This window comes from Pseudomonas sp. SDO5532_S415, assembly GCF_054071155.1.
On sequence record NZ_JBSVWS010000106.1, the window covers coordinates 1 to 21,211 of the forward strand.

A 21,211-nucleotide genomic window follows, 5' to 3' on the forward strand; every position below is an offset into this window, starting at 1 on the left:
CACAGTGGAATGCATTTCAAATGTGGGAGCGAGCCTGCTCGCGAAGGGGTCGGAACTGGCAACTAAAATATCACTGCCCCACCGCCACGCTCGCCGGCGCCTGCGACGGCGTCACGATGTTGTTCACGTCGATGAACTTCCATTCAGGCTTGGCCCCCAGCCGCGCATTGAACCGATAGTTGAACGTGAACTCATCCGCCGTCGGCACGCTCAGCGGTTTGCCGTACACCGCCTCCACCCCTGCCAGGTCGTAACCCATCACCTGCAGCAAGGTCGGGAAGATGTTGTAGTGACTGGAGCGGTCCTTGTTGCCGGCAAGTGCAGCCTGCCAATCGAGGGTTTTCAATCCACTGCCCTGAATCACCACCAGCGGCACCAACCCTTCCTCTTCCACCGGGTCGCCACCGCAATGGGTGTTCAATCCGGGATTGCCCCGTTCATGCAGATCCTGTCCATGATCCGAGGTGTAGATCAGCACGGCGTTGTTCAAATTCGCCTGGGCAAATACCCGTGAAAAAAACTCCCCGACGTTCCACAACAGCGTGTTCTTGTAGGCGTTGCGGTACAGCACCCAATCGTCCGGCTTACCATTGAAACCGTCTCGCTCGCCCGTGTCCGCCACTTCGACGAACTTCCCCCGGGGCAAAGTCGGACGATAAGCCATGAACGCGTCCGGGTACTTGTCGTGCACCGGAAAATGCGCCCCGACCTTGTTGACCAGCACCAGTTGCGGCTTGCCGTCATTGAGCAGTTCGATCAACTTCGCCGCCGTCGCCATGTCACGGTCGCGCACGCTGGTCTGGTCGAACTGCACGAACTCATCAATGTCCTTTTTCTCTGCCGCACTCATCAGGTTCTGCAGATTGCCGCCGGTGCGCTGAGCATCGATGTAGACCGTGCTCAGGCCGGCCTTTTTCGCGTACTGCCAGATCGACGGCAGTGTGCTGTTGATCCGTACGTAGTCGGCGCGGGTGCCGCCATAGCGCAGGGTGACGTTGGTGTCGACGCTGCAATTGGCGATCGAGGCGGCGTAGCCATAGTTGAAGATGTCGACGCCCGGACGCGGCTCCTTGAGGTTGCTGTGCACACCGAACGGCGCATTGATGTCCAGGTAGTTGCCGGAAATGCTCTCGTCGATGACCAGCACAATATCGTGACCCACCGGTTGATCGACGCGCGCCAGACTCACCGGTTCGCGGGGGCCGACGGTGTTGTGCAGGGATTCATAGGCGAACAGGTTCAGGTAGGCCAGCGGCGTGTACATCACAGGCAGGCCCCGCGCGCCCTCCCCGGCGCGCACGAACAACACGGCACTGAGCAACAGCACGCCCAGCAGCGGTGCCGCCACCAACAATGCCCCCGGCACGGGCATACGCCGGCGCGGCTTGAGGCCAATGCCGAACAACAGCAGCAAACCACCGAGCACGCCGCTGATGATCGCCCCACGGTACTGGTACAGCGCCTCTTCGATGAAGCCACCGGAATACACCAGCGAGACAAAACTGCTGTAAGTCAGGTAATCGGCGGTAACCCGCGAATAAACATCAAAGAACACCGCCGAGCCAAACATCGCCAAGGCGAACAGATGACGAATCAGCGTCTGGCGAATGTAGGCCGTCATGAATAAGGCAACTGTCAACACGACGAACATGCCGACAAACAACACGAGTGGGAAACTTAATCCGATTGCGCTGATACGACCAAAGTAATAGTCGTAATGGGTGAGCAAATAGACAGCTATCAGAATTTCTTTGAAGTATCGAATCATTATTTTGGCGCCGGTTATTTATCACTATGGCCAGAAGGTCGTCGGCCATTTTTTGACACTAGCATCGAGCCATCAAAGCGCAAGAAACGTCAAAAAATCAGCTGAAAGCGTCAAAAAATAATCGTCTCATTTCTGACACACTCAACGGCCTACAGCCCTTGTATTTCAAGCCTTACGACCGTTTATCGCTTTGTTGAAAATCTTCGCGATCACTAAAAAATCCGGCTAAGCCAGCAGGGCCGAGCGTTTGATGGCAAATGGCCCCCCAAAACTGGGGGTGTCTTAGCGCTTTAACATGTCAGTTTGCTGACATGGTTTTCCAAGGCTGGGCTATACCCCTTTTGACAGTCTCATTTCTGATCTTTCCACCGACTTACGAGGCACGCCAATATGGACGTGAGCGTATTTGGTACGGGCTACGTTGGCCTGATACAAGCAGCGGCACTGGCGGATGTTGGACATCGCGTCTTATGTGTCGACATTGATCCGAACAAGATCAAACAGTTGCAACAAGCAGTTCCACCAATTAGTGAACCGGGACTCTCCGGTACGCTGGAAGAAAACATCAAGGCCGGCCGGTTGCTCTTCTCCACCCAGGCCAGCGACGCGGTCGAACATGCCGAGTTCATCTTCATTGCCGTCGGTACGCCCGCCGATGAAGATGGCTCCGCCGACCTCAGCCATGTGCTCAATGTAGCTCGGCAGATTGCCAGTTTCATGGAAGCCGATCGCACCCTGATCATCAAGTCCACCGTGCCGGTCGGCACCGCGGACCAGGTCGCGGGGACCGCCTTGCAAGAACTGCAGCGCCGGGACAAGGGTTCGCTGCAGGTACGGGTGGTGTCCAACCCGGAGTTTCTCAAGGAAGGCAGTGCCCTGGCCGATTGCATGCGTCCGGACCGGATCATCATCGGCACCGGCGACGACACTGCCCGCAACCAGATGAGCGAGTTGTACGCACCCTTCTGCCGCAACCATGAAAAGCTCATGTTCATGGACAACCGCAGCGCCGAACTGACCAAGTACGCCGCCAACGCGATGCTCGCCACGCGCATCAGCTTCATGAACGAACTGGCCAATCTCACCGAACTGCTGGGGGCCGACATCGAAGCGGTGCGCAAAGGCATCGGCTCGGACCCGCGCATCGGCTACCACTTCATCTATCCCGGCTGCGGCTTCGGCGGCTCGTGCTTCCCCAAGGACCTGCGCGCCCTGCTGCACACCGCCGAACACAACGGCATGCCGCTGCGTCTGTTGCGCAGTGTCACTGACGTCAATGACAGCCAGCGCCAAATCCTGTTCAGCAAACTCAAGGCGCAGTTCCCCCAAGGGCTGGCCGGCAAATCCATTGCGATCTGGGGTCTGGCCTTCAAGCCCAACACCGATGACATGCGCGAAGCGCCCAGCCGTTACCTGATGGATGCGCTGTGGGCCGAAGGCGCCAGCGTGCAGGCCTATGACCCGGAAGCCATGTCCGAATGCCGGCGCCTCTACGGCTACCGCAAGGACCTGCACCTGTGCGCCACCCGCGACGACACCCTGGAAGATGCCGACGCGCTGGTGATCTGCACCGAATGGAAGAACTTCCGCGTGGTCGACTTCGACCTGCTGGCAAGCAAACTGCGTTCGCGGGTGATCATCGACGGTCGCAATCTGTACAACCCCGAACATGTGGCAGCGGCCGGCCTGCACTACAGCGGCATCGGCCTGCGCCACGTCGTGCCCGAGGCGCCGCGCCCATGAAGATTCTCGTGACCGGAGCCGCCGGATTCATTGGTGCCCATTGCGTGTTGCGGCTGTTGCGCGATGGGCATCAGGTGGTCGGGCTGGACAACTTCAACGACTACTACGACCCGCAACTCAAGCACGATCGCGTGCGTTGGGTGCAGGAACAGGTCGGCCATTTCCAGCTCGCAACCATTGACCTGGCCGATGCCTCGGCCATCGAGACCCTGTTTACCCGTGAACAACCCGAGGTGGTGATTAACCTCGCGGCGCAGGCCGGGGTGCGTTACTCCCTGGAGAACCCCCGCGCCTACCTCGACAGCAATTTGAACGGGTTCCTCAACATCCTCGAAAGCTGCCGCAACCACCCGGTCAAGCATCTGATCTACGCCTCGTCCAGCTCGGTGTACGGCGCCAACCAACACACGCCGTATTCGGTGCGCGACGGCGTCGATCACCCGCTGTCGCTGTACGCCGCGACCAAGAAAGCCAACGAGCTGATGGCCCACAGCTACAGCCACCTGTTCGGCATTCCCTGCACCGGCCTGCGCTTTTTCACGGTGTACGGCCCCTGGGGCCGGCCGGACATGTCGCCGATCCAGTTCGCCCGGGCGATCACTGAAGGCAAGCCGCTGAAGTTGTTCAACTACGGCGAGCACCAACGCGACTTCACCTACATCGACGACATCATCGAGAGCATCGCCCGCCTGATCGACCAGCCACCACAGGTCAATGCCGAATGGGACCGCGAGCAACCGGACCCGGCCAGCAGCATGGCGCCGTGGCGAATCTACAACATCGGCGGCCAGCATCCGGTGGAACTCAAGGACTACCTGGCGCTGCTGGAAAAACACCTGGGACAAAAAGCCCAGGTCGAGTTGCTGCCCCTGCAACCCGGCGACGTACTCAACACCTGCGCCGATGCCAGCGACCTGGCCCGCGCCACCGGTTTCCAGCCTCGTATCGAGCTGGATGAGGGACTCGGACGCTTCATTGCCTGGTTCCGCGACTACTACCCACTGCCTATCCCCTACGCGCCGCTCGCGGCTGAATTCCAGCGGAGGACTGCTCAATGACTGGACATGAAAAAGGTGTGCCGATCCAACTGTTGCGCCGTGACAAGCGCCTGGACCCCGAACACCGAATGCGCCTCGATGCAGCGATCCACATGCAGGGTCGCGGCTGGGTGACAGGCCGGGACGGTGGTCGGCCGTGGACGCTGTCGCGAACCAACCGCGTACTCGCCTGCCTCGGTGCACTGGTGATCCTGGTGCTGATCTCCCCGGTGCTGCTGGGCCTGGCGCTGGCGGTCAAGCTCACCAGTCCGGGGCCGGTGATGTTCGTGCAGAAACGCACCGGCTACCGCGGTCGCATGTTCGGCATGTACAAGTTCCGCACCATGGTGGCCAACGCCGAGGAACTCAAGGAGTCGCTGCGTCACCTGAACAAACACGGTGCCGACGCCATCGACTTCAAGATCGACAAGGATCCGCGCATCACTGGCATCGGCGGCTTCCTGCGCCGTACCAGCCTCGATGAGCTGCCGAACCTGTTCAATGTAGTGGCCGGCGACATGCGTCTGGTCGGTCCCCGGCCGACCTCGTTCAACGCCTATCGCTACAAAGACAATCACCTTGCGCGACTGAGCATCTACCCCGGCATGACCGGACTCTGGCAGATCTCCGGGCGCAGCAACATCGACTTCGACCAGCGCGTTGAGTTGGACCTCAGCTATATCGCCGAGCAGAGCCTGCTGCTTGATCTGAAGATCCTGTTGAAAACCCCCTTCAAAGTATTCAGCGGCCATGGAGCAAGCTAATGGACGGTTCAACTACCAAGAGTCTCAGCATCGCCAACCCCAGTGAGTCCAACCTGACCTCGACCGTGCTCGATCAGGATCTGCGCATCCTGTTCCTGACCGCCGCCAACCCCGGCGCGGGCACGAGCACCAGCGCCCTGGTGCTGGCCAGTCAACTGGCGCAAATGAGCAGCGGCCAGGTCCTGCTGGTGGACGCCAGCCAATCCTCGACCAACCTCACGCAACAGCTGGGGTTGACCAAGGAACGCGGTTTCCGCGACCTGCTGTTCAACCACCAGAGCCCGCCGCTGTTGCAGGACTGCGTGGTGGACGTGTCGAGCCTGCCCTTTCATATCCTGCCCAACGGCCGGTATGCCCGGGGTAACGAGCACCTGACACCGGATCGTCTGGGGGCTTTGCTCGACGAGCTCGGCAGCCGCTATCGCTTCGTGGTGATTGACGGCGACGCCGTGTATTCGGCCGCCGACACGCTGGTCATCAGCACACAGGTAGATGGCGTGATCATGGTCGTGCGCTCCGAAGACACCCGCTGGGAAGTGGCACAGGCCGCGGTGCAGCGCCTGACCCAGGCCGGGGCAAAAATGGTCGGCAGCGTGTTCAACCGGCGCAAGTACTACATGCCCAAGTGGCTGTACAAAAACCTGTAAGCAACCGCAAAAAGGATGACGCCAATGAACGCCAAGATGCTTGTCCTGCTGTTGCTGCCGCTTGCAGGTTGCACCAGCACTTCCGAACCCCAGAACATGCCGGTGAACATTCTCACGGCCGCACCGGCCAACGCCCAGGCCACCGACATGCCCAAGGTCGAGCAAACCTTGCGCCCTCAGGATGTGCTGGACGTGATCTTTCACATCAGCACCAGCGGTTCGGATGCCTACCGCATTCAATCCGGTGACCAGGTCGGCCTGAACTTCACTGCCGCCAGCCAGCTCAACGGCAATCAGCTGGTGCTGCCGGACGGCACGATTGAACTGCCGGGCGCCAACACCTCGGTGAAAATCGCCGGACTGACCTCGGAAGAAGCACGCCAGGAAATCCAGCGTGCCTACAACCGCAAACAACTGTTCCAGCCCAATCGCAATCAGCTGTCCGTGCAGATCATCAGCCCATTGACCAACGAGTCGAACCTCAAGAGTGCGCTGAACCACCCGGGCACCGGCATGAGCCGGGAGATCACCGTGGGCACCGACGGTTATGCCAGTTTCCCGGAAATCGGCGCCGTGCCGCTGCAAGGCATGACCGTCAATCAATTGGAAACCTTCCTCAACCAACGCTACGCGCAACTGCCGGGACGGATGACCGTCGACGTGCTGCTCAAGTCCACTTCGGGCAACGAGATCTACGTCCTGGGCGAAGTCGGCCAACCAGGCTCCTACCCGATCCGCCGCCCGGTCTCGGTGCTCGAAGCCCTGACCCTGGCCCGTGGTTCCAACGTCAAGGCGCGCCTGGATTCGGTGATGATCATGCGCCGCAACGGTAACCAGGTTGTGGCCCACCGCTACGATGTGGAACAAGCCCTGTCCGGCGATGCCTCGCAGATCGCCTACCTGCAACCGAACGACATGCTCTACGTGCCCAAGACCAAACTGGCCAGCGCCGGTGAGCTCGCGCGGCAACTGGCAGATGTCGTGCTGTTCCAGGGTGTCGGCTTCAGCTTCGGCTACCGCGTCGACAACAAAGACAGCGACAACAACTAACTCTCAGGTGACCTGACATGAATCCAAAGGAAAACTACCTGCACGAGTTCTTCAGGATCTTCTTCGCCAACAAGCAATTGGTGAAGCGCGTATTCCTGGTCTTTGCAGTGATCGCCCTGGTCTTGCCGTTGGTGCTCAAACAGAGCTTCGATATCACCGCCCAGGTGATCGTGCAGTCGAAAAAACTCTCACAGGGTGACGCCACCACGTCGCTGAATCAGGAAAACGCTCAATTCATTCCGCCATCGCTGGCCGACATGGAAACCGAGAGCAATATCCTGCGCTCGCCGGCGTTGATCCGGCAGACCATCAGCGAGTTGCGGGACAAGGGTGAGTACACCCAGCCGCCCGGAGTGTTCAACAAACTGGTGACCCAGCCGTTCAAAACCTGGGTGACCACACCGTTGCGCGAACGCGTGATCAACCCGATGAAAGCCGCGTTGGGCCTGGAGACCGACCCGGTGCGCGACACTGTGCTCGACGGCCTGACCCAGGAAGCCATCGACAGCCTGAAGATCGAAACCCTGCCGGGCTCCAACGTGATCTCGATCATCTACAGCTTCCCTGATCCGGCCCAGGGCACCAAGTTTGTTGCGGCGCTGCTGCAGAACTACCTGGTGAGCCGTCAGGCACTGCAATCGATCGACCTGCCGCAGAGCTTCTACGAAACCAAGAAGATGCAATATCAGGTGCGTCTCGATGGCCTGGAAAGCAACCGGCAGACGTTGCTGGGAGCGGTCGGCTCGTCCGATCCGAAGGAAGAGATCACCTTCCGCCTCAACGCCATCAACACCGAGGAGCAAGCGCTCAACCTGTACCGCGATCGCCTGCTGCAAAGCCAACGCTGGCTCGACTACCTGAAAACCAGCCTGGCCGCCGCCAAGGAATCCAAGCTCAACGACTACACCTTCCCCTACACCTTCACCACCACCGTGGACAACGTCGCCTTCGAAGATCGCGAGATCAAGCAGATGGGTGAGGCGCTGACCACTCAGGTCAGCCGCTACATGAATGACCTGGCGATCTTCCAGCCAAGCAGTGAACCGATGCTGCTGACCCGCGAGCAAATCGCCCGCACCCGCCAGCAGTTCCTCAAGGTGGTGAGCAACCGGATTCAGGAACGCACCAATGACCTGGCGATTGTCAGCTCGGTGATCGACCAGAAGACCGCGCGCATCGCCGAGTTCAAGAACCGCATCCGCCAGTTGCAGGAAACCCAGAGCAAGCTGCGGCAGATGGACACCGAGATCGACGCGCTGCACGCGGCGTTCTCTACCTACGCCCAGCGTTTTGCCGAAAGCAGCACTTCCCGTTCGCTGGACAACGACCTGTCCAACGCCCGGGTCCTGAGCCCGCCGTTCGAACCGACCGAAGCGGCCTTTCCAAAACCGCTGCTGATCATTCCGTTCGGACTGTTTACCGGTCTGTTGCTGGCGATTGCCCTGGTCTACGTGCGTGAGTTCTTCGATCACCGCTTCAAGCATCCTGCGCAAATCACCCATGAACTGGGCTTGCCAGTGCTGTTGGTGATCAACGATCAGAACGTGGAGCCGAACAACCCGCACAGGAATTGGGGCGTACCCCGCTTCGTGCATTGGGTGCGCAATTGAACGCGCCACTACCCTCCCCTAACAGCCGGTCGCTGCCGATCATTCATTTGCTCAGCAGCGGCGGGTTCTACGGGGCCGAGCGGATGTTGCTCGACCACTGCCTGGCGACGCCGGGGCAGCATCAGGTGCTGTTTCTCGATGCACCGTACGAGCTGCTGGCGCGGTTTCGCGAGGCCGGGGTGGACTGTCGCGGCTGCACCGGGCTGGGGGCGTTGCTGGCGCACTTGCGCCAGCGGCGGGCCGAGCGGCCGTTGATCAACACGCACAATTTCAAAGGACTGTTGTTCGGCTGGGTCGGCGCAACCCTGTTGCGCCTGCCGCTGGTGATCACCCAGCACGGTTTCACCCCGCGCAGCCGCAAGCAGAAGTTCTACACCTGGCTAAGCCTGCAGCTGTGCCGCACCGGTTCGGTGAACCGGGTGGTGTGCGTCGCCGAGAGCATCGCCACGCTGTGCCGTCAGGCCAGCGTGCGGGCGGAGAAACTGCAAGTGATCCCCAACGGCCTGCCCGCCACCCAAGATCTGCAACCGCACACTGCGCAACGGCAACGCTGGCTGGCCGGTTACGTCGGGCGCTTGAGCAGTGAAAAGGGTCCGGACCTGTTTCTCGATGCATTGATTCCGCTGTGTCAGCAGTACCCGCAACTGGACGCCGTGATGCTCGGCGACGGTCCGGAACGGGACAATCTGTTGGCGCGAATCAATGAAGCAGGGCTGCAGGAGCGCATCTCGCTGCCGGGTTATCAGACCGACATGCGCCCGTGGTGGCGGCAACTCGACGCGTTGGTGATCAGCTCGCGCACCGAAGGTACGCCAATGATTCTGCTTGAAGCCATGCAGGCCGGGGTACCGGTGGTGGCGTTCGGCGTCGGCGGCATTCCCGATGTGCTGGAAGACCGGCACAACGGCATGCTGGCGCCCCCCGCCGACAGTGCCGCCCTCGCCCGTCAGATCGGCACCCTGCTGCGTGACCCGGAGCTGGCGCGCGAGCTGATCGACAACGCAAGACGTACGCAACTGGATCGCTACGACCTCAAGGCCCTGGCCGAACACTGGTCGCAGCTTTATATCCGTACCGCACGGGAGGCACGCGCGTGATTTTTCCGCTCTCGATCGTCAGTCTGCTCGGCTTGGTCAGCCTCGTTTTGCTGGCCACTCCTTATCCGTTTCTGGCACCGGGAGCGGTGTTGGGCGTGGTCGGTATCGCGGTGCTGTACCGCAAACCGGCCTGGGGCCTGTTGGGTATCGCGGCACTGATACCCCTCGAAGGCTTCTTTAAGGACAACGCGCTGTCCGGCACCAAACTGATCGGCGCGTCACTGGCGCTGATCCTGATGTTGCAACTGGCCATGCACCAGATTCCGTCCGAACGCCTGCGCAGCAACATTTGGCGCTTCCTGGTCGGATTCATGGCGCTGTACCTGCTCAGCACGCTCACGACCGACAACATGGCGATGTCCATGGGGCACCTGCGGGAACTGAGCGTCGGCCTGATCCTGTTTGTGCTCACCCTGCTCATCGGCCGTGAAATGAACCTGGACATGTTCGCCCGGCTGGTGACGCTGAGCGTCACCCTGACCTGCGCGCTGGCGATGTTCTCCAGCAAGTATCAGGACCAGGGTCGCGCCGCCGGCCTGCTGGAGGACCCGAACGCCTTTGCCATGCTGATCGCCTTTGCCGTGCCGCTGGCGCTGCTGCTGGTGATCCGCGGGCCGAACTGGCTGCATCGCGTGTTCTGGCTGGGTTGCTTCATCCTGCTGCTGGGCGGCATGACCAAGACCGAATCGCGTTCGGGACTGGTGGTATTGTTCCTGAGCCTGATGATCGGCGTCTGGCATTACCGCGCGCACCTACGGCGCATTCGCCCGCGTCATCTGGGCTTCGCCATGCTCGGCATAGCCATCGTGATTCCACTGGCGATTGCTGCGATGCCCCCCGGATATGTGGCGCGCATCCAGTCCCTGAGCATCTTGAGTTCGGGTGCCAAGGCCCAGGACGAATCCCTCGGTCGCCGCGCCTCGTACATCGTGGTCGGCAGTGGGATGATCCGCGAAAACCCGCTGCTGGGTACCGGCCCCGGTACGTTCCCGCTGCACTACGCCACCACCGGTTACGCCAAGGCGTTTTCCGCCAACCGCAAAATCGGCGACCTGTACCGCCGCGCCCACAACACCTACCTGGAAATCTTCAGTGAACTGGGGGTTCCGGCCGGGCTGTTGTTCGTCGGCATGCTGGCCCTGGGGTTGTACAACCTGACGCGCGCCCGGCAGGCCTGGATGCAGCGGCGCAATTGGCAACAGGCCGACCTGTTGACCCACCTGGGCATGAGTTATCTGTCGCTGACGCTGTTCCTGATGTTCCTCAGCGCACCCAATCAAAAGTACGTGTGGATCATGCTCGCCATGACCAGCGTGCTGCGTCTGAAAGCCGAAGAAAGTCCAACGCTGGAGGCCAAGGCATGAGTCGGATCAGTATCGTCATCCCGATGTACAACGAAGCACGGCACATCACCCGGACCCTGATCGCAGCGCAGCATGCCGCCGATTCCGCCGGCATCGAATGCGAGTTGATCGTGGTCGACAACGGCTCCAACGATCAAGGCCCGCAGATTGCCCGGCAGTTCGGTGCACAGGTGCTGGACATGCCCGGCCTGTTGATCGGTGCCCTGCGCAATCGCGGAGCGGCCGTCGCCACCGGGGAATGGCTGGCGTTCATCGATGCCGACATCGAGATGCCCGAAGACTGGATCACGCTTTTGCTGAAAATCCAGACCGCGGTTGAGGTCGACATTCTGGGGCTGGACCTGCACACCCCGGCCGAGGCCCCGTGGTACGCCAACGCCTGGCAACGCCGCATGTTGCGCCCCAGTGCCGAAACGGTGCAGTCCGTGCGCTGGCTGCCCAGCGCCAACCTGCTGATGCACCGTCACTGGTTCGACAAGGTCGGTGGCTTCAATGAAAACCTGCGCACCGGCGAGGACAAGGATTTCACCATGCGCCTGGCCGACGCCGGCGCACGTCTGCTGTCGGTCAATCAAAGCGTCGCCCTGCACTGGGGATACGAGGGCAGTTGGCGCGAATGGATGGGCAAGGAGTTCTGGCGCCAGGGCAGTCATCTGCAGCTGCTGCGCAGCCATGGCATGACCCTGCGCTTGTTGCGTTTCCCGATGCTGTCGATAGCCGCCTGGGTGCTGGACATCGCCGCGATGTTCGCCCTCGCCCACGGCCAGTGGCCGCTGGCGTTGATGCTGTTGTTGCTGACCAGCCTGCCGGCGCTGGTGTTGAGCCTGCGCCAGAGCCTGAAACACCGCGATTTCGGTTTGATTCTGCAACTGTGGGGCCTGCATTGGGTGCGCCTGCACCTGGCCGGCGCCGCGTTCCTTCTCAGTCTGTGTCAATGGAATGCCAGGAGGCCTGCCCGTGGCTGAATTCATTTTCTGGTCGTGCCTGTTGTTACCGGTCTACGCCTACCTCGGCTACCCGCTGCTGCTGACCCTGCTGGCGCCGTTTTTCCCGGCACGGCGTCATGGGCCGGCAGCGCCGATGGACGTGAGCATCGTGATTGCCGCACACAACGAAGCCCGGCACATCGAAGAGAAATTGCGCACCGTGCTGGCCCAGGATTATCAGGCGCGCTCGCTGCAGATCATCCTGGCCAGCGACGGCTCGACCGACGACACCGTGGCCTGCGCGCAAAAGGTCATCGACCCGCGCATCACCGTGCTCGACCTGCCACGCCAGGGCAAGGCGGCGACCCTGAATGCCGGCGCGGCTCTCAGCACCGGCGACATTCTGGTGTTCACCGATGCCGACAACCAATGGTCCACCGACACCCTCGGCCACCTGCTCGCCCCGCTGGCCGATCCCAAGGTGGGCGCCTGCGCCGGGCACATGCTGATCCCCGTCACCGGCAAAGGCCTGAGCATCGGCGACAGCCTGTATCGGCATTACGAAGGCTGGCTGCGCAAGGTGGAAAACCGCACCGGTTGCATGGTGTCCGCCGATGGCGCCCTGCTCGCCCTGCGCCGCGAGTTGTTCCAGGAAGTGCCGGCGGAGGTCAACGATGACTTCTTTATCAGCACCTGTGCGCCGGTGGCGTTCAAGCGGATCATTTACGTGCCGCAAGCCCGGGTGATCGACACCGGCGTGGATGAAGCCGACAAGCAATTCCGTCGCCGCCAGCGTGTGACCGTCGGCGGATTGCAAAGCCTGGCCCAGCGCCGCGAACTGCTCAATCCGCTGAAACATGGCCTGTATGCCATCGCGTTGATCAGCCACAAGTTGATCCGGCGTCTGGCGCCGATCCTGTTGCTGCCGCTGCTGCTGAGCAATTTCTGGCTGTGGGACGACCACGGTTTTTATCGCCTGAGCCTGATCGCCCAGTTGCTCGGTTACACGGTGGCCATTGCCGGTCTGCTGGATTCGCAACACCGCTTGCCCAAACCCTTTCGCCTCGCCGCATTCCTTCTGGTGACCCTCGCCGGGATGAGCATCGGTCTGTGGCAGTTCCTGCGCGGTCAGCGTTATGCGCAATGGAACCCCGAGCAAAATCGATGAGAGGAACGTGCCATGGCGATCAAACAATTATTAAAACGCACCAGCGGCTGGCTCTACCTCAATTCCTCGGTCGGGCGTCAGCAACTGCATGGCGCCGGGGTAATCCTGATGCTGCACCGGGTGCTGCCCAATGACCGCGCCGCCGACCTGCCCCATCGCAATGAACTGTGCGTCGGACCCAAGGCCTTCGAGCATCTGCTGGTCTGGCTGAAAAAGCATTTCGACTGCGTGCCGCTGATGGAGATTCTGCAACCGGGCAGCCTGCGCTCGGAGCGGCCGAAAGTGACGCTCACCTTCGACGACGGCTGGCGCGATAACGCGGTGCATGCGTTCCCGCTGCTGCAAAAATACCAGGTGCCGGCAAGCATCTTTCTCTCCACCGACTTCATCGGCAGCCGCCAGCGCTTCTGGTGGGAAAGCATCGGCGAAACCCTGTGGAACAGCCACGGTGACAAGGCCCGCCTGCATTTGATCGAATGCCTGCAGCAAATGGGTCGGCCGTTGCCGGTGCTGTGCGATGACCCGGATGTACAGCGGCGCAGCCTGGCGCTCCTGCACTTTTTGCAGAATCTGAAAACCTTGTCCCCCGTCGACCTCAATCGCCTGACCGACGAGTGCCCGCAGGAATCGCTGCCACAAGCACTGGACTGGCATCAGGTGCGCTCGCTGGAAGCCTCCGGACTGGTGCGCTTCGGTCCCCACGGTGCCAGCCATGCGATCCTCACCGGCCTCGACGATCAACGGCTGGATGAAGAACTGAGCCGCAGTCGCCAGGCACTGTTGAACAGCTGCAACCGGCCCCTGCCGGTGTACTGCTACCCCAATGGCGACAACGATGAACGGGTGCGGCAACACGTGGCCGAGCATCACTTCCCGTTTGCCCTGGGCACCGGCACCGGGATTTATCGCGGCAACTGCGATCCGCTGGCCTTGCCACGGTTCGGGGTCAGCCAGCGCACCGCGCGCAATCCTGAACTGCTGTCCTGGCGCATTTACCGCGGGGGCCGCCCATGAGCCGCAGCAGCTACCTCAAACACCTGGCCCTGAGCATGGGTACCAAACTGGCGATGATCGCCCTGCGCCTGCTGCGCAACGTGTTGCTGGCGCGGATTCTCGGGCCGAGCGAACGCGGCCTGTTCGCCCTGCTCAGCACCCTGCCCGACCTGATCAGCGCCGCCACCAGTGGCGGGCTGAATTCAGCGGTGGGTTATCAGGCGGCCAAGCAACGGCCCATGGGGCTGTTGCTGAGTCAGGTGCTGGTATTCGGTTGTCTGCTGGCCGGTTTGCTGACCTTGCTGGTGGTGGCGCTGACCCGTGAGTTCGGCACCGAACTGGACATCACCACGCAACTCGGGCTGCTGGCCTGGCTGTTGTTGCTGGCGGTGCCGCTGACCGTGCTCAAGAGCGGGCTGCTGACGTTGCACAATGCCTCGGGCGGCGTGGTGGCGTTCAATGTCTTGCGTCTGATCGAGTCGCTGGTGCCGCTGCTGTTGTTTCTCGCGTTGTTCTGGATGTGGAAAAGCGCCGCCCTCGAAGCCGCGCTGATCAGTTGGCTGGCGGGTATCAGCCTGGTGGTGCTGGTCGGCTGGCTGTGGCTCAAGCGCAATCAACCGCTGACCCTGCAATGGGACCGCAGCAGCCAGAACGAACTGCTGCGCTACAGCGCCCGCAGCCATCCCGACCTGCTGTTCCAGCAAGTGATCCTGCGCTCCGACTACCTGTTCATCGGTGCCCTGCTCGGCAGCACCGCGCTGGGTCATTACGCCATGGCCAGCGCCGCCGCCGAATTGTTGCTCATCGTCCCGGAAGCGGTGACCACGCCCTTGATGAAGCGCCTGTTGCAACAGGAAGCAGGCATCGAAAAAGTCACGCCGCTGGCCCTGCGCCTGACGGCCACGGTGATGCTCGGTGCCTGCCTGACCATGGCGGTGATTGGCGAATGGTTGATCGTCACCTTGTTCGGGGTCGCCTATCAGCCGGCCTATCCAGCCTTGCTGGCGCTGCTGCCGGGGCTGCTGGGGCTGTGCTATGCGAGCATCCTGCGCCTGGATCTGCTGGGCAAGAACCGGCCCGGTTCGATTTCCCTGCTGATGGGCCTTGGCGCCTTGCTCAACCTGGCGCTGAACCTGTTGCTGATCCCCAGCTACGGCATTGTCGGCGCGGCGGCGGCTTCGTCCATCGCCTACCTGGCGGTGACCATTGCGTTACTGGTGTTGTATTGCCGCTTGAGCCAGGTGCCGGTCTGGCAAACCCTGATCATCCTGCCCCGCGACGTGGTACCGATGCTGCAAGCTCTGCAACTTAAGTCAGCGCAACGGAAGTCGGCATGAAACACTTTGCGCTGGCGGTGAGCCTGGGCCTGTCCCTGGATGCCTGGGCCGCGCCTGTGCGTTGGTCCGACATCCGCGACGGCAGCCTGTACCTGCAAGCGGATCGCCCCGACACCCTGACCGTGCGCTGGGTGCCGGCGTGGCAAGCGGATGCCAACGAAGAACACCTGTATCTGCTCGATGGCCAAGGCAAGCTTGCGGGCGAACGCACGATTGCCGCCAGCGAATCCAGCGGCAGCCAGCGTTGGCCGTTGGAACCGGGCGCCGCCAGTTATCGGCTGGAGATTCCCGGCTACAGTTTCCGTCGCTACAAGGTCGAGCACGATGAGCGCACGGTGGCGTTGTTCGCCCCGGCCAAAGTGCATTTCAGCGCGGAAACCCGCGACGGCGACGAGCTGTATTTCAAGGTCGCGGCAGGTGAGCACGCGGTGCTGGCCGGCAAGTTCCACGGCGGTGTCGGCGCCCTGCAGGCCCAGCGTGTCGGCGACGGCAAACAGTTGTCGCTGGCGCTCAAGCCGTACCGCGCGTATTGGCAGTTCGATCAGGTGGCCTTGCCCGTGACCAACGCCGATCAGGTCTGGCGCCTGCGCCTGCAAGGCAGTGGCAAAGTGGCGTTCTGGCTCGACGGCACGGCCAACCTGTTTGCGCAGAATCCACAGCAGCTCAAACCACTGCGCGAAGACGACGGCCAGACCCGCCTGACCCTGCACGACAAAGTCCTCGGCAATACACCGAACCTGGGCATCGCCCTGCCCTACGTGATGCCGCCGCCCTCCAGCTATGCCGTGCTCGATGCGCTCAAGCCAAAGGCCGCCCTCTATTACAGTTTCGTCGACATCACCGCGAAGCAACCGCACTACGAAGACCTTTTCCGCCAGTTGTACCAGGACCGCTTCGGCATCAAGCAGGACCTCACCCTGTTGGCCGGTAGCCAACGCCAGGCCGATCTGCGCGCCGACACCACCAGCAACGCCGGCCTCGACGCCTGGCTCGCCGCGACCCGCGCCCTGGGCGGCAAAGGCACCCATTACATCGGGTTTGCCGACGAGCCGAACCTCAATTATCCGGACTACGCCAGCTACCAAAGCATTTTCAACAGCATGGCCCGTCAGGTGCGCAGTAACCCTGACAACGCCAAGGCCGGCGTGCGCATCGCCATGCCCGCCAGTTCGCGGCTGGTCAATGGCCCCTTCGCCAACAACGCCGCCGACAAGCGCGGCATCGACTGGTCCAGGCGCTTGCTGGCCGAATCCGGCGACAAGGTCGATGCACTGGCCTGGCACGAATGGATGGTCCGCGACCTGCTGGCGACCCGGGTCTATCGCGACAGCGTGCGCCGCGCCGCCGACCTCGTGGGGCTGGACGCCAACGGCCGGCCACGCAAGGCCTTGCTGCTGGACCAGACCAACATGTCCAGCGGTTCCAGCCTCAGCCCGTACGATCAGGAAACCCACTTCGCCTCGTTGTGGTGGGCGTCGGTGGTCATCAATTCGTCCCAGGACGGTTTGCTGGAGATGCTCAACTGGTTCCAGGCTGCCGACGAGCCCGAGTACCCCAAGGGCATGATCCGCGTCCACGGCGACGACAGCTTCGAACTCAAACCCATTGGCCTGGCCCAGCAATTCATCCAGCAGCATTGGCTGCACAGCGTGATGACCCTGGAAAACACCGCCTTTGAAGTCGACGTGCTGGCCATGGCCGAGGAGGACAAACGCAGTTTGCTGGGGGTCAACAAGGGTTCGCGCTTGCAGCGTGTAGAACTGAAAGGGGCACGCTGCCCGCTGACCAATGGATCCCTGCGTTATTTCGGCGCGGACAACCGCAGCCGCGACGCACCTGTGAAATGCAACGACGGTCTCGTGAGCTTCGAGCTGCCAGGGCAAACGCTGTTCGCCCTGACCTGGAGCGCTTCATGACCGCCGCTCTACTGTTTGGCAGCGCAGGCACCGAGCCGCGCGCTGGATCACTCCACTTTCGGGCCAACCCGTCAGGAGCCAACACAATGAGTATCTTGCACAGACTCAGTAACCACATCAGACAAAAAGGCCTGCGGGCCACCTTGAAAAAAATATGGAAGCACTTCGTGTTCTCTCACGAAGAACTGATATGGATGGAGCGCGACCTGGTCAGCCCGGTGCCACCGCACAGACTCAAGCCTTACCCGCCGTTGCAGGTCGTCGCCATTACACCGCACAACACCGCGGCGTTTACCCGCCACTTCGGCGACCGCGTGGCGACCATGACCGAACTAGCCAAAGAGGGTCACACCGGCCAGATGCACCTGGACGAAAACGGTGATGCGGTAGCGTTCATCTGGGGCGCCTCGCGCGACTACCACGACCGTCACTACTACGGTTGCTGGTTCCCGGTGAAGGACGGCGAGTTTTTCGAGTTCGGCGGTGAACTGAGCCGCGGCTATTGGGGCACCAAGCTGTCGATGGACCTGCAAACGGAACTGTGGAAAGCCATGCACGCACAGGGCTGCAACAAGGTGGTGGATGTGTGCGAGTGGCACAACGTCCCGGCCCTGAAACTGCATATACGCACGGGATACAAGGAACAGGGGCGAATCATGAACGTGTATGAACTGTTTGGCCGCTGGCGTTTTTATCGCGAAACCCGCTACACCGGCTCGCGCCTGGATGCCTTGCGTAAACCGGAACGACCCACCGTGAAAGCTGAGGTAGCCTGAACCCATGACAGTGCGATTTGAATGGCGGACGTCGCTGTGCGCCGCAGATTTTCCCGCAGCAGCCTATGAGGTGCTGCGCCTGCAAGTGATGGACCACACGCCGTTCAACACGCTGGCCTGGATGTCTGCATCGGAACACGCCCTGAGAGTCGGCGAACGCTTGCACGTTCTGCTCGGCTGGCAGGGGCAACAACTGGTCTTGTGCCTGCCCCTGGTGGCGTCCGTCGAACGTTTCGGCGGACTGCCGTTTCGGGTCCTGCATCACCTCGGATATCCCCTCGCCGACCGCCTCGCGCTGCTCGCCAGCCTGGACGCCGAGGACATGGGCAAAGCGTTGACGCAGATCCGTCGTCGACTGCCCCATGCTTTACTGCAACTCAATGAATTCTGTGAACCGCCAGGTGCCGCCAGCGCCCTGAGCGAATGGATGGGCCATAGCTCCACGGCTGAACGCCGCCTCAGTTGTCGGGTGCCGGTGCACCTGATCAGCGACGCCGATCATCAGGAAGTCTCCGGCGACCCGCGCTACAAACTGCGCCGGGCACGCAAACGCATTGCCGCCTGTGGCGCGCAAGTGCGGCGCATCATTCCCGACGCCACGACCATGGGCCCGTTGCTCAAGGTCATCGGCGAAGTCGAAGCGGTGAGCTGGAAAGGCGATGAAGGCGTGGGCATTTTTTCCGACGAGCGCCACCGCCAATGGATGGACCGCGCCTTCACCGCCCTCGCCGCCCAAGGGCTGGTGCGCGTGGTGGTGCTGGAGCTGGACGGGCGTTGCATCAGCTACCGCCTCGGCTTGCTGGAGCAGGGCCGGCTGTACGATTACAACCTGGCGTTCCTGCCGCAACACGCCGACCTGGGCAGTGGTCGGGTGCTGCTCGAAGAATGGATTCGCTGGGGCCTGGAGGACCACTGGCACTGGATCGATGCGTCGCGGGTCAGCCTGGAAAACTCCAGCCATCAACTGCATGAACGCATGACCGGGCAACTGGAACACTGGCGCTGGAGCTTCTATTCCTGGCGCCCGAGCGGCCTGGCCCTGGGGCTTGCCCTGCGGGTCTGGTACCGCATCAAACCCTTGTTGCAGCAATGGCGGGCCCGGCGCGCGACAGCGTCCAGCGCCCCTGCACCCGCCGCAACGCCTGCGCCTGTCCCCGGGCCCAAGCCGCCTGCAGCCACCGACAAACACCTGGAGGGTAAACATGCCACGCCAAGTCATAGTCAACGCTGACGATTTCGGCCTCAGTGCCTGTGAAAACGCGGTGATCCTGGGGGCATTCCAGGCCGGGATCATCAGTTCCGCCACCGCCATGGCCAACATGCCGGCCTTTGAAGCGGCCTGTGCCCTGGCCCAGCATCCGTTATTGGAAGGACGCATCGGCCTGCACTTCAACCTCACCTACGGCCACCCGGTAAGCAGGCGCATTCTGACGCGCCGCACCTTCTGCGACAGTGCCGGCGTGTTCGACCTCAACCTTTCCCGCACCCGCCTCTGGCTGGGTCGCCAGGATCGGCTGGCGGTGGAGGAAGAACTCGAAGCCCAATGGCAACGCTGTGTGGATAACGGCGTGCGCCCCAGCCATCTGGACTCCCATCAACACGTACATAACATCTGGCCCATCGGCGAGATCGTCGCGCGCTTCGCCGCCCGCCAGGGCGTTCCCGTGAGGCTGGCGCGCAATCTGGGGCAAAACCTGAGCCTGCCCAAGCGCATCTTCAAGGAATTGCTCAACCATCGTCTGAACAGCCTGGCCGGGGCCACCGCCGACTACGTCTGCACCCCGGTGGATTTGCGCAATGCAGCGCCACCCAGTGACGGCCTGCTGGAGATCGTCGCCCATCCCAACCAGCTCGGCGCCGATTTCGGCGATGCCTATCTGGATCAAGGCGAGTCGTTGAGCGCGCTGCTGGAGCAGCGCTTGCCGGGTGTGCCGAGGGTCGCCTACGGCGCTGCAGGTCGCACCTTCGGCAGTCGCGCAGAGACGGTGATGGACTAACCCTCCAGGCACCGATTCACCCCGAAAAAAGCCCCTCCGGAAAGCCCGGAGCGCGGCTTTTTGACGCCGGAAAAGTTGTGTCAATACTGAAACACATATTGAAACAAATTGCTGGTAAAGGCGCCTCCTTGCCACGTCCAGTGTGATCTATACCCAACAGTACCTTCACCCAAAGCATGGCCAATCCCGGCCAAGGAGGGCTTCATGAGCCTGATCGACAAACTCCGCGAACGAATCAAACAAAAAGGCCTGAGCCGCACGTTCGGCACGCTGTGGAAACGCTATGTGTTCTTCCACTGGGAGTTGTTGTGGATGGAGCGTGACCTGGTCAGCCCGGTACCACCGCACAAGCTGCGTCCCTACTCCGGCGTGCGCCAGGTCATCATCACCCCGGAAAACGCCACGGCGTTTGCCAAGCACTTCGGTGACCGTGTGCAAACCATGGCCGAACTGGCTGCAGAAGGTCACACCGGGCACATGTATGTCGATGAAAACGGTGATGCGATCGGCTTCATCTGGGGCAGCACTCGCGACTACCACGACCGCCATTACTACGGCTGCTGGTTCCCGGTAAAACCCGGTGAATTCTTCGAGTTCGGTGGCGAAATGATCCGCGCCTACTTCGGCAGCAGCCTGTCGGTGGACGTGCAGGTCGCGCTGTGGGAGGCGATGGCGGCCCAGGGCTGCAACAAGGTGGTGGACGTCTGCGAAACCCACAACATCCCGGCCCTGAAGCTGCACATCCGCATGGGCTATCAGGAACAGGGACGCGTCACCCACGTCTACGGCCTGTTCGGCCGCTGGCGCTTCTTCCGCGAAACCCGCTACACCGGCTCACGCCTGGAACCGTTGCGCAAACCGGGACGGCCGGTGGTGACCGCGGCGGCGCAGGCTTGAGTCAAGGTTCTATCCGAGAGACCGCGTGGTCTTCTTCGCGAGCAGGCTCGCTCCCACAGTGGATCTTCGTCGTGCACAGCACTTGTGTTCGACACCGATCAACATGTGGGAGCGAGCCTGC

General features: G+C 61.8%; 18 protein-coding genes. 17 read left to right on the top strand and 1 reads right to left on the bottom strand.

Annotation, left to right across the window (positions count from 1 at the left end; all coding sequences use genetic code 11):
- Window positions 1-70: 70 nt before the first annotated feature.
- Entirely contained in the window at window positions 71-1,768 is a 1,698-nt protein-coding gene (locus ACW9HW_RS20465; protein WP_457401526.1) for a sulfatase-like hydrolase/transferase, read from the bottom strand.
- 390 nt (window positions 1,769-2,158) lie between these two features.
- Here ACW9HW_RS20465 and ACW9HW_RS20470 point away from each other — a divergent pair, with 390 nt between their 5' ends.
- From ACW9HW_RS20470 to ACW9HW_RS20550, 17 genes are all read left to right on the top strand, one after another.
- The gene (locus ACW9HW_RS20470; RefSeq protein WP_457401528.1) at window positions 2,159-3,511 is read left to right on the top strand and encodes a UDP-glucose dehydrogenase family protein; all 1,353 of its coding nucleotides are present in this window, start codon (window positions 2,159-2,161) and stop codon (window positions 3,509-3,511) included.
- Window positions 3,508-4,569, top strand: a complete 1,062-nt coding sequence (locus ACW9HW_RS20475; RefSeq protein WP_095193463.1) for an NAD-dependent epimerase — start codon at window positions 3,508-3,510, stop codon at window positions 4,567-4,569. Before ACW9HW_RS20470 ends, ACW9HW_RS20475 begins: the two co-directional genes overlap by 4 nt.
- Window positions 4,566-5,312 (top strand): sugar transferase, encoded by a 747-nt coding sequence (locus ACW9HW_RS20480; protein ID WP_095193462.1) that lies wholly within the window; start codon window positions 4,566-4,568, stop codon window positions 5,310-5,312. Before ACW9HW_RS20475 ends, ACW9HW_RS20480 begins: the two co-directional genes overlap by 4 nt.
- On the top strand, window positions 5,312-5,959 hold the full coding sequence (locus ACW9HW_RS20485; protein ID WP_095193461.1) for a CpsD/CapB family tyrosine-protein kinase: 648 nt from the start codon (window positions 5,312-5,314) through the stop codon (window positions 5,957-5,959). The genes ACW9HW_RS20480 and ACW9HW_RS20485 overlap by 1 nt, the downstream gene beginning before the upstream one ends.
- Before the next feature lie 24 nt (window positions 5,960-5,983).
- Window positions 5,984-7,009 carry a polysaccharide biosynthesis/export family protein gene (locus ACW9HW_RS20490; RefSeq protein WP_095193460.1) on the top strand — a complete coding sequence of 342 codons (1,026 nt, stop codon included), beginning with the start codon at window positions 5,984-5,986 and terminating at the stop codon, window positions 7,007-7,009.
- A gap of 17 nt (window positions 7,010-7,026) precedes the next feature.
- Window positions 7,027-8,619 carry a GumC family protein gene (locus ACW9HW_RS20495; RefSeq protein ID WP_095193459.1) on the top strand — a complete coding sequence of 531 codons (1,593 nt, stop codon included), beginning with the start codon at window positions 7,027-7,029 and terminating at the stop codon, window positions 8,617-8,619.
- The gene (locus ACW9HW_RS20500) at window positions 8,604-9,716 is read left to right on the top strand and encodes a glycosyltransferase family 4 protein (RefSeq protein ID WP_371917513.1); all 1,113 of its coding nucleotides are present in this window, start codon (window positions 8,604-8,606) and stop codon (window positions 9,714-9,716) included. Before ACW9HW_RS20495 ends, ACW9HW_RS20500 begins: the two co-directional genes overlap by 16 nt.
- A complete protein-coding gene (locus tag ACW9HW_RS20505) occupies window positions 9,713-11,080 on the top strand; it encodes an O-antigen ligase family protein (protein ID WP_095193458.1) in 1,368 nt (455 codons plus the stop codon). Before ACW9HW_RS20500 ends, ACW9HW_RS20505 begins: the two co-directional genes overlap by 4 nt.
- Window positions 11,077-12,045 carry a glycosyltransferase gene (locus ACW9HW_RS20510; RefSeq protein ID WP_095193457.1) on the top strand — a complete coding sequence of 323 codons (969 nt, stop codon included), beginning with the start codon at window positions 11,077-11,079 and terminating at the stop codon, window positions 12,043-12,045. Before ACW9HW_RS20505 ends, ACW9HW_RS20510 begins: the two co-directional genes overlap by 4 nt.
- Window positions 12,038-13,174 (top strand): glycosyltransferase, encoded by a 1,137-nt coding sequence (locus ACW9HW_RS20515; protein WP_457401531.1) that lies wholly within the window; start codon window positions 12,038-12,040, stop codon window positions 13,172-13,174. Before ACW9HW_RS20510 ends, ACW9HW_RS20515 begins: the two co-directional genes overlap by 8 nt.
- 12 nt (window positions 13,175-13,186) lie before the next feature.
- Complete coding sequence (locus ACW9HW_RS20520) at window positions 13,187-14,188, top strand: polysaccharide deacetylase family protein (protein ID WP_457401533.1); 1,002 nt, start codon at window positions 13,187-13,189, stop codon at window positions 14,186-14,188.
- A complete protein-coding gene (locus ACW9HW_RS20525) occupies window positions 14,185-15,504 on the top strand; it encodes a lipopolysaccharide biosynthesis protein (protein ID WP_457401535.1) in 1,320 nt (439 codons plus the stop codon). The genes ACW9HW_RS20520 and ACW9HW_RS20525 overlap by 4 nt, the downstream gene beginning before the upstream one ends.
- Window positions 15,501-17,420, top strand: coding sequence for a hypothetical protein (locus ACW9HW_RS20530; RefSeq protein WP_457401536.1), 1,920 nt, complete (start codon window positions 15,501-15,503; stop codon window positions 17,418-17,420). The genes ACW9HW_RS20525 and ACW9HW_RS20530 overlap by 4 nt, the downstream gene beginning before the upstream one ends.
- Window positions 17,421-17,506: 86 nt before the next feature.
- Window positions 17,507-18,196 carry a GNAT family N-acetyltransferase gene (locus ACW9HW_RS20535; RefSeq protein ID WP_095193452.1) on the top strand — a complete coding sequence of 230 codons (690 nt, stop codon included), beginning with the start codon at window positions 17,507-17,509 and terminating at the stop codon, window positions 18,194-18,196.
- A gap of 4 nt (window positions 18,197-18,200) precedes the next feature.
- On the top strand, window positions 18,201-19,427 hold the full coding sequence (locus ACW9HW_RS20540) for a GNAT family N-acetyltransferase (RefSeq protein ID WP_095193451.1): 1,227 nt from the start codon (window positions 18,201-18,203) through the stop codon (window positions 19,425-19,427).
- Window positions 19,399-20,193, top strand: coding sequence for a ChbG/HpnK family deacetylase (locus ACW9HW_RS20545; protein WP_095193450.1), 795 nt, complete (start codon window positions 19,399-19,401; stop codon window positions 20,191-20,193). Before ACW9HW_RS20540 ends, ACW9HW_RS20545 begins: the two co-directional genes overlap by 29 nt.
- A 204-nt stretch (window positions 20,194-20,397) precedes the next feature.
- Complete coding sequence (locus ACW9HW_RS20550; RefSeq protein WP_095193449.1) at window positions 20,398-21,090, top strand: GNAT family N-acetyltransferase; 693 nt, start codon at window positions 20,398-20,400, stop codon at window positions 21,088-21,090.
- Window positions 21,091-21,211: the final 121 nt, after the last annotated feature.

Bases quoted from the DNA above. Each gene is read 5' to 3' on its own strand.
- ACW9HW_RS20465 (WP_457401526.1), bottom strand. From the start codon at position 1,768: ATGATTCGATACTTCAAAGAAATTCTGATAGCTGTCTATTTGCTCACC.
- ACW9HW_RS20470 (WP_457401528.1), top strand. From the start codon at position 2,159: ATGGACGTGAGCGTATTTGGTACGGGCTACGTTGGCCTGATACAAGCA.
- ACW9HW_RS20475 (WP_095193463.1), top strand. From the start codon at position 3,508: ATGAAGATTCTCGTGACCGGAGCCGCCGGATTCATTGGTGCCCATTGC.
- ACW9HW_RS20480 (WP_095193462.1), top strand. From the start codon at position 4,566: ATGACTGGACATGAAAAAGGTGTGCCGATCCAACTGTTGCGCCGTGAC.
- ACW9HW_RS20485 (WP_095193461.1), top strand. From the start codon at position 5,312: ATGGACGGTTCAACTACCAAGAGTCTCAGCATCGCCAACCCCAGTGAG.
- ACW9HW_RS20490 (WP_095193460.1), top strand. From the start codon at position 5,984: ATGAACGCCAAGATGCTTGTCCTGCTGTTGCTGCCGCTTGCAGGTTGC.
- ACW9HW_RS20495 (WP_095193459.1), top strand. From the start codon at position 7,027: ATGAATCCAAAGGAAAACTACCTGCACGAGTTCTTCAGGATCTTCTTC.
- ACW9HW_RS20510 (WP_095193457.1), top strand. From the start codon at position 11,077: ATGAGTCGGATCAGTATCGTCATCCCGATGTACAACGAAGCACGGCAC.
- ACW9HW_RS20520 (WP_457401533.1), top strand. From the start codon at position 13,187: ATGGCGATCAAACAATTATTAAAACGCACCAGCGGCTGGCTCTACCTC.
- ACW9HW_RS20525 (WP_457401535.1), top strand. From the start codon at position 14,185: ATGAGCCGCAGCAGCTACCTCAAACACCTGGCCCTGAGCATGGGTACC.
- ACW9HW_RS20530 (WP_457401536.1), top strand. From the start codon at position 15,501: ATGAAACACTTTGCGCTGGCGGTGAGCCTGGGCCTGTCCCTGGATGCC.
- ACW9HW_RS20535 (WP_095193452.1), top strand. From the start codon at position 17,507: ATGAGTATCTTGCACAGACTCAGTAACCACATCAGACAAAAAGGCCTG.
- ACW9HW_RS20540 (WP_095193451.1), top strand. From the start codon at position 18,201: ATGACAGTGCGATTTGAATGGCGGACGTCGCTGTGCGCCGCAGATTTT.
- ACW9HW_RS20545 (WP_095193450.1), top strand. From the start codon at position 19,399: ATGCCACGCCAAGTCATAGTCAACGCTGACGATTTCGGCCTCAGTGCC.
- ACW9HW_RS20550 (WP_095193449.1), top strand. From the start codon at position 20,398: ATGAGCCTGATCGACAAACTCCGCGAACGAATCAAACAAAAAGGCCTG.